This window comes from Streptomyces sp. NPDC023723, from assembly GCF_040639815.1.
In the GTDB taxonomy this organism is placed as follows: domain Bacteria; phylum Actinomycetota; class Actinomycetes; order Streptomycetales; family Streptomycetaceae; genus Streptomyces.
In genome coordinates this window covers 118719-133066 of record NZ_JBFAAP010000014.1, presented here as the reverse complement: position 1 = coordinate 133066, position 14348 = coordinate 118719, and the positions used below count along the sequence as shown (strand labels likewise).

Below are 14348 nucleotides of genomic sequence, written 5' to 3'. Positions count from 1 at the left end.
CCACGGACCGAGCATGGTCACCGAGCACCCACGCGACGTCGACCCGTCGATTACGGGCCAGCCGCACCAGGTGACGGGCGAAGTTCCCGACCTGATGGGCGACATATAAAGGACGCCTGGTAACCCGGTGAGCGTGCCAGCGGCGGTACGGATCCCGTACCGCCGCAACCTGTGTCCGGTGCGGAGATCCGGGTGGATCTACGCCGCCCCGCGCTGAAGCGCCTCGCACACGGCCGTCGACTCCCGAGCCCCCAGCACGACCGCCTTGCCGCAGTGCTCGATCCAGGCGGCCATGCCCTCGGCCGTCCCGGAGACATATCCGTCCAGGGCCGCCAGATACGCCGCCCGGCCCAGCTCGGCGTACCCGACCTCGGCGGGGCAGACCGACTTGGGGTCCAGGCCGCTGCCGACCAGGACGATCCGTTCGGCCGCGCGCGCGACCAGGCCGTTGTGGGAGACGAACGGGCGCAGCGCGAGCAGTTCGCCGTGCACCACGGCGGCCGTCACCAGGGCCGGTGCGGAGCCGCCCGCGACGATCAGCCCGGCGAGCCCTTCCAGCCGGCCGTGCGCCTCCTCGGCATCCGGCAGCGGCAGCTCGACCAGCGGCTCGTCGACCGGCTCCCCCGCCCGCCGGGGGCGTCCCACCTGCTCGGCCTGGTCCGCCGCCGCCACCAGGTGCAGCCGGGCCAGCACCCGCAGCGGCGACTGCCGCCAGACGGACAGCAGCTGGCCCGCCTCCGCGGTCAGCCGCAGCGCCGCGCCGACCGTGCGCGCCTCGCCGTCGCCGCTGAAGTCGGCGCGCCGGCGCACCTCTTCCAGGGCCCAGTCGGCGCCGGACAGCGCCGCCGAACCGCGCGCGCCGCGCAACGCCGCCTCGGAGGTGATCTCGTTGCTGCGGCGTCGCATGATCCGGTGGCCGTAGACCCGGTCCACGGCCTTGCGCACGGACTCCACGGACTCGGCCGCGCCGGGCAGTGCGCCCAGGGCCGCCAGCGGGTCGGACTCGGCGGTCGCACCTGTCGTACTCATGAGTACGACCCTACGCGCCCGCCCCGCGCCGGGAACCGGCCACCGACGGCCACACCCACGACTCGGGCCCTGGCTAGGGATAGGGCCACGACTAGGGCTACGGCTTCCCCACCGAGCCCCGCCGCGCCCCGCACCCCGTCCCGTCCGCCCCGCCCGCCCGGCTACCGCTTCTCCGCCGGGGCCCCCGGCACGCCCTTGGGGGCCGGGGCCGGGTCGGCCGACAGGTAGGACGCCCAGCCCTTCTTCGGCGGCTCGCCCACCTCCAGGTCGCGCAGCTTGCGCAGCGTCCCGGGGTCCTGTGCGTCCAGCCAGTCGGCGAGCTGCCGGAAGGAGACGCAGCGCACGTCTTTCTTGGTGCACACCTCCTCGACGACCTCCTCCAGCGCGCGCATGTACGTGCCGCCGTTCCAGGACTCGAAGTGGTTGCCGATGATCAGCGGCGCGCGGTTGCCGTCGTAGGCGCGCTCGAAGCCCTTGAGGAGGCCGTCGCGCATCTGGTCGCCCCAGAACTCGTGCATCGCGGGGTCGCCCTGGGTGGTGGTGCCGGACTGGTTGACCATGAAGTTGTAGTCCATGGTGAGCTGTTCGTAGGAGTGCCCGGGGAAGGGCACCAGCTGCATGGACAGATCCCACAGGCCGTTCTTCTTCTTGGGCCAGACCTGGTTGTTGACGCCGCTGCTGTCGTAGCGGAAGCCCAGCTCGGCGGCGGCCTCGGTGAAGTTCTTCTGGCCCTCCAGGCAGGGCGTGCGGGCGCCGATCAGCTCCTTGTCGTAGTCGAAGGGCAGCGGTGCGGCCTTCGCCGACCCGGTATTGGTCTTCCAGCTCTTGACGAATCGTTTCGCCTGGCGGATCTCGTCCTTCCACTCCTCGACCGACCACTCGCCGACCCCGCCGTCGGCGCCGCAGAAGTGGCCGTTGAAGTGGGTGCCGATCTCGTTGCCCTCGCGCCAGGCCAGCCGGAGCTGCTCGACGGTGTCGGCGATGCCCTGCGCGTCGCCGAAGCCGATGTCGGACCGGCCCGGCGAATGCTGCGGCGGCCGGTACTGGTCCCGCTTCTCCTCCGGCAGCAGGTACACGCCGCTGAGGAAGTACGTCATCGTCGCGTTGTTCTTCTTGGCCACCGCGCGGAAGTGGGAGAACAGTTTCTGACTGTCCTCGCCCGCGCCGTCCCAGGAGAACACCACGAACTGGGGCGGTTTCTGGCCGGGCTTGAGCCGCTCGGGCCTGGGCAGGCGCGGCTGCGCACCGGTGTAGGCGGTGGAGCCGTCGCCGATCAGCCGGACCGCGTTCTTCGGCGCCGGGGCCTGCTTGGCCTTCGGGCCGTGCGCGCCTCCCCCGGCGTCGTCGGTGCCGCAGCCGGCGAGCGACGCGGCGCAGACCGCGGCGATCACGGTGCCCGCGGCGATCCTGTGGGTGGCGGCCATTCCGCCCACCTTCTTCCTTCTCTCGGGCCAACGCCGATGACGGCGATGTCGGGTGCTGTGCCGGGCCGAGCCGTCAGCGCGGTCAAGCTCGCACGGAATCGAGAAGGAATTAGTACGACAAGCCGATCAAATGCCCCGTTCACTCCTACGAGCGTCCTACTACTCCATATGAGGGTAAAAACTATTCCTGGCCTTTACTTTGCATTACGATCCATTTACTCAGCGCGAGCATTTCGGCGCTGAGGCATCCCGCCGCTGTATGCCGTGACCCACGGCCGCGACCGACCCCGCCCCGAGCGGGACCCCCCATGCAACGCGACCGCGCAGCCCCGGAGGAGACGGGAAAACATGTCAGCCTGCGTTCCCACCCGTGCCGAGTCGGACCGCCCCAAGCACGTGCATCCGCCGCACAGCCCGCCGAAGGGCCCGGGCCGCTTCCGTATCGCCGGCGCCGACGTGTCGGCCTCGATCGCGGTCTTCCTGATCGCCCTGCCGCTGTCCCTGGGTATCGCCCTCGCCACCGGCGCCCCGCTCCAGTCCGGCCTCGTCGCCGCCGCGGTGGGCGGCATCGTCGGCGGCTGGCTGGGCGGCTGCCCGCTCCAGGTCAGCGGCCCGGCCGCCGGCCTGACGGTGGTCACCGCCGACCTCATCCAGCAGTACGGATGGCGCACGACCTGCGCCATCACCGTCCTCGCCGGCCTCGCCCAACTGGGCCTCGGCTGCCTGCGCGTGGCCCGCACCGCGCTCGCCGTCAGCCCCGCCATCGTGCACGGCATGCTGGCCGGCATCGGCGTCACCATCGCCGTCGCCCAGCTGCACATCGTCCTGGGCGGCACCCCGCAGAGCTCCGTCCCCGACAACCTGAGGGCGCTGCCCGCCCAGTTGGCCGGTCTGCACGCCGCCGACGTGTCGGTGAGCGCGCTGACCCTCGCCCTGCTGCTCATGTGGCCCCGGATTCCCGGCCGGGCCGGCCAGGCGCTGCGCACCGTCCCGGCCGCGCTCGTCGCCGTCGCCGGGGCCAGCGCCGTCGCCGCCCTCGTCGGGCTCCGGCTGCCCATGGTCGACCTGCCGTCCTGGAACAGCCACGCGCTGGCCGCGCTGCCCGACGGCCCGGTGCTCGGCCTGGTCGCCGCCGTCCTCACCATCACCCTGGTGTGCAGCGTGCAGTCGCTGCTCGGCGCGGTCGCCGTGGACAAGCTGGTCGCCGCCCGGGAGGACCTGACCGGCCGGGTCGGACGCGCCCACCTCGACCGCGAGCTGCTCGGCCAGGGCGCGTCCAACATCGTCTCCGGCACGCTCGGCGGACTGCCCATCGCCGGCGTCGCCGTCCGCAGCACGGCGAACGTCAACGCCGGTGCGGTGAGCCGGAACTCCACGATGCTGCACGGCGTTCTCGTAGTGATCGCCGCGCTGCTGCTGGTCCCGGTCCTGGAGCTGATCCCGCTCGCCTCGCTCGCCGCCCTGGTCATGGCCGTCGGCATCCAGATGGTGTCGCTGAACCACATCCGCACGGTCACCCGCCACCGCGAGGCGCTGGTCTACGCGGTCACCACCGCCGGCGTGGTGTTCTTCGGCGTCCTGGAGGGCGTCGCGCTGGGCATCGCCGTCGCCGTCGGCGTCGCCCTGCACCGCCTGACCCGCACCCGAATCACCCACGACGAGAGAGAAGGAGTCCATCACGTCCATGTCCGCGGCCAGTTGACCTTCCTGGCGGTGCCCCGGCTCAGCCGCGCCCTGCACCTCGTCCCGCAGGGGGTGGACGTCGTGGTGGAGCTGGACGGCTCGTTCATGGATCACGCCGCCTACGAGACGCTCCAGGACTGGCAGAAGACGCACACCGCGCGGGGCGGCTCGATCGACATCACCGGCCGCCGGCCCGGCACCCGCCTCTCCGAACCGGAGTCGGAGAACTGCCGCTGCCGCCCCTGGACGGCCTGGCGCAACCACCAGTGCGACCGGCCGCGGCCCGCGTCCCTCTCCGGCGACCTGCCGCAGCGCGCCGGTCAGCCGGACGGCCGGGAGAGCGGACGCGATCTGGCCCGCGGCATCAACGCCTTCCAGCGCAACACGGCCCCCCTGGTCCGCGGCGAGCTGGCCCGGCTGGCCCGCGAAGGACAGCAGCCCTCACAGCTCTTCCTGACCTGCGCCGACTCCCGGCTGGTCACCTCGATGATCACCTCCAGCGGCCCCGGTGACCTGTTCGTGGTCCGCAACGTGGGCAATCTCGTGCCGCTGCCCGGCGCGGAGAGCGGCGACGACTCGGTGGCCGCCGCCATCGAGTACGCGGTGGACGTACTGAAGGTGCGGTCCATCACGGTGTGCGGGCACTCCGGGTGCGGTGCGATGCAGGCCCTGCTCAGCAGCGAACCCAGGGGTGCGCACACCCCGCTGAAGCGCTGGCTGCGGCACGGCCGGCCGAGTCTGGAGCGGATGACCGACGACGACGGCGACTGGGCGCCGCTGGCCGGACGCCGGCCCGCCGACTCGGTCGAGCGGCTCGGACTGACCAACGTGGTCCAGCAACTGGCCCATCTGCGGGCCCACGACTCGGTCGTCCGCGCCCTGCGGGAGGGCACGCTGGAACTGCACGGCATGTACTTCCACGTGGGCGAGGCCCAGTCGTACCTGCTCACCGAGCACGAGGGCCGGCCGGTCTTCGAGCTCGTCCGGGAAGCGGACGACCAGCCCGTCTGACCGGCCCGTCTGACCGGCCCGTCAACCGGCCGGTGTGACCTGTGCAAAGCGGGGAAGGACTGAACTCCGGCCGTCCCGCGTCCGTGAACAGGGACGACCCCGGTGGCATCGGACCGCCGGACCGCCGGAGCGAGACCCGCTCCGGCGGCAGGCCCGACGGGCCGACAGGTCCAACAGGGCCGACCGGGCCCCAGGGACCAGCCAGTCCACCGGAGCAGCCAGCCCCAGGGACCAGCCTGCCCCACGGACCAGCCAGCGCCACAGGGCCGACCGGGCCCCACAGGGTCAGCCGGCCAACCGGCCAACCGGCCAAAGGACCAGCCGGTCCAACAGGGTCAGCCGGCCAACAGGTCTACACCAATTGTCCGTCGACCCTTGTCACCGGACCGTGCGGTCTGATGAGCTGTGGCCTGGGACACAACGGACAACCCTGGGAAAGGGAGATGTCGTGAGCAATGACTCCTTGGCCAACCTGCTGCGTGAAGAGCGTAGGTTCGCGCCGCCCGCCGAGCTGGCCGCGCACGCCAACGTCACGGCGCAGGCGTACGACCAGGCCAAGGCTGACAGGCTCGGCTTCTGGGCCGAGCAGGCCCGCCGGCTGAGCTGGGCGAAAGAGCCGACCGAGACGCTGGACTGGTCGAACCCGCCGTTCGCCAAGTGGTTCAAGGACGGCGAGCTCAACGTCGCGTACAACTGCGTGGACCGGCATGTGGAGGCCGGGCACGGCGACCGGGTCGCCATCCACTTCGAGGGCGAGCCCGGCGACAGCCGCGCGATCACCTACGCCGAGCTGAAGGACGAGGTCTCCAAGGCCGCCAACGCCCTGCTGGAGCTGGGCGTGCGGAAGGGCGACCGGGTCGCCGTCTACATGCCGATGATCCCGGAGACGGCGATCGCGATGCTGGCCTGTGCCCGCGTCGGCGCCGCTCACTCGGTGGTCTTCGGCGGCTTCTCGGCGGACGCGCTCGCCACCCGCATCCAGGACGCCGACGCGCGGGTCGTCATCACCTCCGACGGCGGCTACCGGCGCGGCAAGCCCTCCGCGCTCAAGCCGGCCGTCGACGAGGCCGTCGAGCGCGCCGGGAACGTGGAGCACGTCCTCGTCGTCCGCCGCACCGGCCAGGACGTCGCCTGGCACGACGCGCGCGACAAGTGGTGGCACGAGACCGTCGAGCGGCAGTCCGCCGAGCACACGCCGGAGGCGTTCGACGCCGAGCACCCTCTGTTCATCCTGTACACGTCCGGTACGACGGGGAAGCCGAAGGGCATCCTGCACACCTCCGGCGGCTATCTGACCCAGACGGCGTACACCCACTGGGCGGTCTTCGACCTCAAGCCGGAGACCGACGTCTACTGGTGCACCGCCGACGTCGGCTGGGTCACCGGGCACTCGTACATCGTCTACGGACCGCTCGCCAACGGCGCCACCCAGGTGATGTACGAGGGCACCCCGGACACCCCGCACCAGGGCCGGTTCTGGGAGATCGTGCAGAAGTACGGCGTGACGATCCTCTACACCGCGCCCACCGCGATCCGGACGTTCATGAAGTGGGGCGACGACATCCCCGCCAAGTTCGACCTGAGCAGCCTGCGGGTGCTGGGCTCGGTCGGCGAGCCGATCAACCCCGAGGCATGGGTCTGGTACCGCAAGCACATCGGCGCCGGCACCACCCCCGTCGTCGACACCTGGTGGCAGACCGAGACCGGGGCGATGATGATCTCCCCGCTGCCGGGCGTCACCGAGGCCAAGCCCGGCTCCGCCCAGCGCGCGCTGCCCGGCATCTCCGCCACCGTCGTCGACGACGAGGCGAACGAGGTGCCGAACGGCGGCGGCGGTTACCTGGTCCTCACCGAGCCCTGGCCGTCGATGCTGCGCACCATCTGGGGCGACGACCAGCGCTTCCTGGACACGTACTGGTCCCGGTTCGAGGGCAAGTACTTCGCCGGGGACGGCGCCAAGAAGGACGACGACGGCGACATCTGGCTGCTCGGCCGGGTCGACGACGTGATGCTGGTCTCCGGGCACAACATCTCCACCACCGAGGTCGAGTCCGCCCTCGTCTCCCACCCGTCGGTCGCCGAGGCGGCCGTGGTCGGCGCCGCCGACGAGACCACCGGCCAGGCCATCGTCGCCTTCGTCATCCTGCGCGGCACGGCGGCGGAGACCGAGGAACTGGTCGGGCAGCTCCGCGACCACGTCGGAGCCACGCTCGGCCCGATCGCCAAGCCGAAGCGGATCCTGCCGGTGGCCGAGCTGCCCAAGACCCGCTCCGGCAAGATCATGCGCCGGCTGCTGCGCGACGTGGCGGAGAACCGGCAGCTCGGTGACGTGACCACGCTCACCGACTCCACGGTCATGGACCTCATCCAGACCAAGCTGCCGGCCGCGCCGAGCGAGGACTGAGCACGGTGGGGGCGCCCGGCGCGCACGGAGCGCCCCCACCGGTAAGGTAAGAAGAAGGTCAACAACCGTACAAGATCCAAATGGGGCGCCGGGAAGTCTGGTCGGCACACGATTCGTGCTGCTCACCGACTTGTTCACCGACCGGAAGGCTCCTCCCCGTGTCCACGCCCCGCAAGCTTCTCGGCCGGCTCTCCTTCCCGGAGCGGACCTACCTCGCGGACGCGCTGCGCACCGAGACGGTCGGCGGAGTCCTGCTGCTGGTCGCCGCGATCACGGCGCTGATCTGGGCGAACGTACCGGCCTTCGGCCACAGCTACGAGAGCGTCAGCCACTTCCAGCTCGGCCCCGCCGCCCTCGGCCTGGAGCTGTCGATCGCGCACTGGGCCGCCGACGGACTGCTGGCCGTCTTCTTCTTCGTCGCCGGCATCGAGCTGAAGCGCGAGCTGGTCGCCGGGGACCTGAAAGATCCGCGGGCCGCCGCGCTGCCCGTGGTGGCCGCGCTGTGCGGCATGGCCGCCCCCGCGCTGGTCTACACCCTCACCAACACGGCCGGTGGCGGCTCACTGGCCGGCTGGGCGGTGCCCACCGCCACCGACATCGCCTTCGCGCTGGCCGTGCTCGCCGTCATCGGCACCTCGCTGCCCAGCGCGCTGCGCGCCTTCCTGCTCACCCTCGCCGTCGTCGACGACCTGTTCGCGATCCTGATCATCGCGGTCTTCTTCACCGGCTCCCTGAACTTCGCCGCCCTCGGCGGCGCGGTCCTCGGCCTCGCCGTCTTCTGGCTCCTGCTCCGCAAGGGCGTACGCGGCTGGTACGTGTACGTCCCGCTGGGCCTCGTCATCTGGGCGCTGATGTACAACAGCGGCATCCACGCCACTATCGCCGGCGTCGCGATGGGCCTGATGCTGCGCTGCCACCGCCACCAGGGCGAGGAGCGCTCCCCGGGCGAGCGCGTCGAGCACCTCGTACGGCCGCTGTCGGCGGGGCTGGCGGTGCCGGTGTTCGCGCTGTTCAGCGCAGGCGTCTCCATCTCGGGCGGGGCCCTCGGCGACGTGTTCGGCAAGCCGGAGACGCTCGGTGTCGTCCTCGGTCTCGTCGTCGGCAAGACGCTCGGCATCTTCGGCGGCACCTGGCTCACCGCCCGCTTCACCCGGGCCTCGCTCAGCGAGGACCTGGCGTGGGCGGACGTGTTCGCGGTGGCCACCCTGGCCGGCATCGGCTTCACCGTCTCCCTGCTCATCGGCGAGCTGGCCTTCGAGGGCGACGCGGTGCTGACCGACGAGGTCAAGGCCGCCGTACTGACCGGCTCGGTCGTCGCGGCCCTGCTGGCCACGGTCCTGCTGCGGATCCGCAACGCCAAGTACCGGGCGCTGTACGAGGCGGAGGAACGCGACGAGGACGAGAGCGGCGTTCCCGACGTCTACGAGCAGGACGACCCGGCGTACCACCTGCGGATGGCGGCCCGTTACGAGCAGAAGGCCGCCGAGCACCGCCGGATCGCCCGGCGGATCGCCCGGGAGCGGGAGGCCGCGCGGCTTGCCGAAGTGACGGGCGGGGCAGGCGAGCAGGGCGACCGTCCGGCATGATCTGACGAGACGGTACAAAAGCGAGACGGTACAAAAGACGGAACCGTACGCAGACGAGTTCGGCAGCGAAGTCCGCAGCGAAGCAGAAGTAGAGGGAGACCGCGATGAGCGCACCCGACGGCAGCCCGGTCGGTACCGAACGCAGCATCGGCCAGCTGTTCGCCTCGGCGACCACCGACATGTCGGCGCTCGTGCACGACGAGATCGCGCTGGCCAAGGCGCAGCTCAAGCAGGACGTCAAGAAGGGGGCCACCAGCGGGGGCGCGTTCTCGCTGGCGGGCGCCCTGCTGGTGTTCTCGCTCCCGATGCTGAACTTCGCCCTGGCGTACGGCATCCGCACCTGGAGCCACTGGAACCTGGCGCTCTGCTTCCTGCTCTCCTTCGCGGCCAACGTGCTGGTCGCCGTCGTCCTCGCGCTGATCGGCATGGTCTTCGCCAAGAAGGCCAAGAAGGGCAAGGGCCCGCAGAAGGTCGCCGCCTCCGTGAAGCAGTCGGCGGGCGTGCTCCAGAACGCCAAGCCGCACCCGCGTCCCGAGCTGGCCAAGGACCGGTCCCCCGAAGCCATCGAGGCTGTGGCACGCTCGTCCTCATGACGGATCCCGCCACACCCCCGGCGCAACCCGGTTCGCCCGTACTGCTCGACCTGCCCGGGCGCCAGGTGCTGCACCGGGACGTCGCCGCCAACGGCGCCCGCTTCCACATCGCCGAGCTGGGTGACGGACCGCTGGTACTGCTGCTGCACGGCTTCCCGCAGTTCTGGTGGACCTGGCGGCACCAGCTCGGCGCGCTCGCCGACGCGGGGTTCCGCGCGGTCGCCATGGACCTGCGCGGCGTCGGCGGCAGCGACCGCACCCCGCGCGGCTACGACCCGGCCGGCCTCGCGCTGGACATCACCGGCGTGATCCGCTCGCTCGGCGAGCCGGACGCCGCGCTGGTCGGTCACGATCTGGGCGGCTATCTGGCGTGGACGGCCGCGGCGATGCGCCCCAAACTGGTCCGGCGGCTCGCCGTGTCCTCGATGCCGCACCCGCGCCGCTGGCGCTCGGCCATGCTGCGGGACGCCCGGCAGACCCGCGCCAACTCCTACATCTGGGGGTTCCAGCGGCCCTGGGTCCCGGAGCGGCAGCTGACCGCCGACGACGGCGCGCTGGTGGGGAAGCTGATTCGCGAGTGGTCCGGACCCCGGCCGCCCGAGGACGACGCGGTGGAGGTCTACCGCCGCGCCATGTGCATCCCGTCCACGGCGCACTGCTCGATCGAGCCGTACCGCTGGATGGTGCGCTCCCTGGCCCGGCCCGACGGCATCCAGTTCAACCGGCGGATGAAGCGGCCGGTGCGGGTGCCGACGCTGCATCTGCACGGCTCGCTCGACCCGGTGACCCGCACCCGCAGCGCGGCCGGCAGCGGCGAGTACGTCGAAGCCCCCTACCGCTGGCGGCTGTTCGACGGCCTCGGCCACTTCCCCCACGAGGAAGACCCGGTCACTTTCTCCACCGAACTGATCAATTGGCTGAAGGACCCGGAACCCGATCGGTGACCGAGCGGCCACATGCCCGGCGCATAGGCCAATTGGGGGCCTCGGGAGCGGTTATCGACCTTGGGGCAGGGGCAGACGTCGGGGTATGGGCTGGACGCACGACTACAGTGACGCAGCACGCACTCGCCGCTCCCCGGGCGGTATGAGTCCCCACCAGCGAGGCGGGGCGCCGCAACTGGCGGCCACTGATCTCCGGGTGGGCATTCCGCGCATCCTGCGCCGCCGCGCCCGCTGGGTCTCGGTACGCCTGCGTCACCCACGCGGCTGAGCCGGCGCCACCGCGCCGGCGCCGCGGGCCGCTCCCGGCCCGGCCGCCGCGCCTTCGGCCCCGCCCGGCCGGCCCATCGCCCTCACAGCGCGCAGCTGTCGCTGTCCACCTGCTGACTGGCGGTCCGCCCGCGGGCGATGTCGGCCTCGATCTCGTCGGCGGTCAGCGCGTAGCCGGTCTGCGGGTCGTCGAGGGACTTGGCGAACACCACGCCGTAGACCTCGCCGTCGGTGGTGAGCAGCGGTCCGCCCGAGTTGCCCTGACGGACGGTCGCGTACAGCGAGTAGACGTCGCGGCGGACGGTGCCGCGCTGGTAGATGTCCGCGCCGGTGGCCGTGATGCGCCCGCGCAGCCGGGCCGCCCGGACGTCGTACGAGCCGTTCTCCGGGAAGCCGGCCACGATGGCGCCGTCGCTGATGTTCGCGTCCTGCTCGGCGAACCGCAGCACCGGTGCCCGCAGGTCCGGTACGTCGAGTACGGCGATGTCGCGCTGCCAGTCGTAGAGGACGACCGTCGCGTCGTATCTGCGGCCCTCGCCGCCTATCTGGACGGTGGGCTCGTCGACGCCGCCCACCACGTGCGCGTTGGTCATCACGCGGCGCTCGCCGAAGACGAAGCCGGTGCCCTCCAGGACCTTGCCGCAACTGGGCGCCGTCCCCATCACCTTGACGATGGAGCGCTGGGCGCGCACCGCGACCGCGCTCCTGGCGAGCGCCGGGTCGGGCGGGTCGACGTCGGCGATCGGCTCGTTCGAGAACGGGCTGAAGACCTGCGGGAAACCGTTCTGCGCGAGGACCTTGGAGAAGTCCGCGAACCAGTTGGTGGTCTGGTCGGTGGGCAGCGCGGCGGCGACCCCGCTGAGCACCTTGGAGTCGCGGACCGCCTTGCCCAGCGTGGGCAGCGTGGTGCCGGCGATGGCCGAGCCGATCAGCCAGGCGACCAGCAGCATGGCCAGCACGTTGACCAGGGCGCCGCCGGTGGCGTCCAGAGCGCGGGCCGGCGACCAGGTGATGTGCCGGCGCAGCTTGCTGCCGAGGTGGGTGGTCAGGGCCTGGCCGACGGAGGCGCAGACGATGACGATGACGACCGCGACGACGGCGGCGGTCGTGTTGACCTCCGCGTTGCCGGTCATCGCGTCCCAGACGACGGGCAGCAGGTACACGGCGACGAGTCCGCCGCCCAGGAAGCCGATCACCGACAGGATGCCGACGACGAAGCCCTGCCGGTAGCCGACGATCGCGAACCAGACGGCGGCGACCAGCAACAGGATGTCCAGCACGTTCACCGCTTCTAGCCTCGCCTCGTCGTTCCACCCGCCGCAGTCCGGCCGCGGCCCCGGAGCGGTATGCCCCCCGGGTGATCACGGCACGGCGCCCACCCTGTCATGCGCGCCAGTCCAGCGGCACCTGCCGGGTGCGGTCCCAGGGCCGCTCCCAGCCCGCGAAGTGCAGCAGCCGGTCGATGATGCCGGCCGTGAAGCCCCACACCAGGGCCTTCTCGACCAGGAACGCCGGGCCTCGGTGGCCGCTGGGGTGGACGGTGGTGGCCCGGTTGGCGGGGTCCGTGAGATCCGCCACCGGGACCGTGAACACCCGGGCGGTCTCGCCGGGGTCGACCACCCCGACCGGGCTGGGCTCGCGCCACCAGGCCAGTACCGGCGTGACCACGAAGCCGCTGACCGGGATGTAGAGCTTGGGCAGGACACCGAACAGCCGCACGCCGGCCGGGTCGAGGCCGGTCTCCTCCTCGGCCTCGCGCAGGGCGGCGCGCAGCGGGCCGTCGCCCAGCGGATCGCCGTCCTCGGGGTCGAGCGCGCCGCCCGGGAAGGCCGGCTGCCCGGCGTGCGAGCGCAGCGAACCGGCCCGCTCCATCAGCAGCAGCTCGGGGCCGCGCTCGCCCTCGCCGAAGAGGATCAGGACGGCCGACTGCCGGCCGCCGCCGTCCTCGGGGGGCAGGAAACGGCTCAGCTCGGTGGGCCGTACCGTGTCCACCGCCCGCACCATCGGCTCCAGCCAGCCGGGCAGGCCCGACCGGTCGAGCGCGACCTCCCGCATGTCGCTCGCACGCGTCATCGCCACCCCCGTTCTGTCGTGTCCAACGCCCGGCGTCCCCTAGATCGTTCCGCGGGCCGGTCCCCGGCATGCGTGGATCGTTCCGCGAACCGGTCCTCGACATGCGTGGATCGTTCCGCGGGCCGGCCCTCGACATGCGTGGATCGTTCCGCGGACCGGTCCCAGGCATGCGTCATCGTCCGGTCCCGGCACAGGTCATCAGGTGCGCCCCAGCGGGGGCGCCGGTTTGCCGCCCGCGTCCAGGTACGCCTGCGGCGGGTTCAGCCGCTGCCCCGGGAAGCCGCCCTTCTCGTACTTGAGCAGCTTCCGCGCCTTCTCCGGGTCCGTCTCGCCCTCGCCGTACGCCGGGCAGAGCGGGGCGATGGGGCAGGCGCCGCAGGCGGGCTTGCGGGCGTGGCAGATCCGGCGGCCGTGCCAGATGACGTGGTGCGAGAGGTCGGTCCAGTCGCTCTTGGGGAACAGCCCGCCGACCGCCGCCTCGATCTTGTCCGGGTCGGTCTCGGCGGTCCACTGCCAACGGCGCACCAGGCGCTGGAAGTGGGTGTCGACGGTGATGCCGGGGCGGCCGTAGGCGTTGCCCAGCACGACGAAGGCGGTCTTGCGGCCGACGCCGGGCAGCTTGACCAGGTCTTCCAGACGGCCGGGGACCTCACCGCCGAACACCTCCGTCAGGGCCTTGGACAGCCCTATGACCGACCTGGTCTTGGCCCGGAAGAAACCGGTCGGGCGGAGGATCTCCTCGACCTCCTCCGGGTCGGCCGCGGCCAGGTCCTCGGGGGTGGGGTACTTGGCGAACAGACCGGGGGTGGTCTGGTTGACCCGCAGGTCGGTGGTCTGGGCGGACAGCACCGTGGCCACCAGGAGCTGGAAGGGATTCTCGAAGTCCAGTTCGGGGTGGGCGTACGGGTAGACCTCCGCCAGCTCGCGGTCGATCCGCCGGGCGCGGCGGACCAGCGCGGTACGGGACTCCTCGCGCGGTGCCTTGGCGGCGACGCTCTTCGCCGGGGCCACGTTCCTGACGGCGGCGGTGGCCTTCTTGGCAGCGACGACGGGCTTCTTGGCGAGGGGCCTCTTGGTACTGGTGGCGGGCTTGGCCGTACTGCCGCTGGTCTTCTTGGCGGCGGTGTTCTTGGCGGCAGTCTTCTTCGCCGCGGTCTTCTTCGCCGCAGTCTTCTTCGCCGCGGTCTTCTCCGTACGCGCAGCCGTCTTCGTACGCGCAGCCGACTTCTTGGCCGGCCCCGCAGCCCCTTCCTTCACCCCCGCCTTCGCCCCGTCCGTCCCGTCCGCCGACGCGTCCGGCACGGACGACCGCTTTGTCGCTTTCCTCGTTTTGC

11 protein-coding genes are annotated in these 14348 nt (G+C 71.8%); 6 read left to right on the top strand and 5 right to left on the bottom strand.

Annotated features, from left to right (window positions below; genetic code table 11):
* Positions 1 to 198 precede the first annotated feature (198 nt).
* Positions 199 to 1029, bottom strand: coding sequence for an oxidoreductase (locus AB0G32_RS18005; protein ID WP_361163675.1), 831 nt, complete (start codon positions 1027 to 1029; stop codon positions 199 to 201).
* 161 nt (positions 1030 to 1190) lie between these two features.
* Positions 1191 to 2453 (bottom strand): hypothetical protein, encoded by a 1263-nt coding sequence (locus AB0G32_RS18000; protein ID WP_361163673.1) that lies wholly within the window; start codon positions 2451 to 2453, stop codon positions 1191 to 1193.
* Between the two features lie 348 nt (positions 2454 to 2801).
* Here AB0G32_RS18000 and AB0G32_RS17995 point away from each other — a divergent pair, with 348 nt between their 5' ends.
* The 6 genes from AB0G32_RS17995 (at position 2802) to AB0G32_RS17970 (ending at position 10942) form a co-directional block, all read left to right on the top strand.
* Positions 2802 to 5147, top strand: coding sequence for a SulP family inorganic anion transporter (locus AB0G32_RS17995; RefSeq protein WP_361163671.1), 2346 nt, complete (start codon positions 2802 to 2804; stop codon positions 5145 to 5147).
* 448 nt (positions 5148 to 5595) lie between these two features.
* Complete coding sequence (acs, locus tag AB0G32_RS17990; protein ID WP_361163669.1) at positions 5596 to 7551, top strand: acetate--CoA ligase; 1956 nt, start codon at positions 5596 to 5598, stop codon at positions 7549 to 7551.
* 158 nt (positions 7552 to 7709) lie between these two features.
* Complete coding sequence (nhaA, locus tag AB0G32_RS17985; protein ID WP_361163667.1) at positions 7710 to 9137, top strand: Na+/H+ antiporter NhaA; 1428 nt, start codon at positions 7710 to 7712, stop codon at positions 9135 to 9137.
* A gap of 104 nt (positions 9138 to 9241) precedes the next feature.
* Positions 9242 to 9730 carry a phage holin family protein gene (locus AB0G32_RS17980; RefSeq protein WP_361163665.1) on the top strand — a complete coding sequence of 163 codons (489 nt, stop codon included), beginning with the start codon at positions 9242 to 9244 and terminating at the stop codon, positions 9728 to 9730.
* Entirely contained in the window at positions 9727 to 10674 is a 948-nt protein-coding gene (locus AB0G32_RS17975) for an alpha/beta hydrolase (protein WP_361163663.1), read from the top strand. Before AB0G32_RS17980 ends, AB0G32_RS17975 begins: the two co-directional genes overlap by 4 nt.
* A gap of 85 nt (positions 10675 to 10759) precedes the next feature.
* Positions 10760 to 10942 carry a hypothetical protein gene (locus AB0G32_RS17970; protein ID WP_361163661.1) on the top strand — a complete coding sequence of 61 codons (183 nt, stop codon included), beginning with the start codon at positions 10760 to 10762 and terminating at the stop codon, positions 10940 to 10942.
* Between the two features lie 82 nt (positions 10943 to 11024).
* On the opposite strand, the gene AB0G32_RS17965 is transcribed toward AB0G32_RS17970, so the two are convergent.
* From AB0G32_RS17965 to nth, 3 genes are all read right to left on the bottom strand, one after another.
* Complete coding sequence (locus tag AB0G32_RS17965; protein ID WP_361163659.1) at positions 11025 to 12227, bottom strand: MarP family serine protease; 1203 nt, start codon at positions 12225 to 12227, stop codon at positions 11025 to 11027.
* Between the two features lie 97 nt (positions 12228 to 12324).
* The gene (locus tag AB0G32_RS17960) at positions 12325 to 13014 is read right to left on the bottom strand and encodes a CoA pyrophosphatase (RefSeq protein ID WP_361163657.1); all 690 of its coding nucleotides are present in this window, start codon (positions 13012 to 13014) and stop codon (positions 12325 to 12327) included.
* Positions 13015 to 13212: 198 nt separating this feature from the next.
* Entirely contained in the window at positions 13213 to 14271 is a 1059-nt protein-coding gene (gene nth, locus AB0G32_RS17955; RefSeq protein WP_361163739.1) for an endonuclease III, read from the bottom strand.
* Between the last annotated feature and the right edge of the window lie 77 nt (positions 14272 to 14348).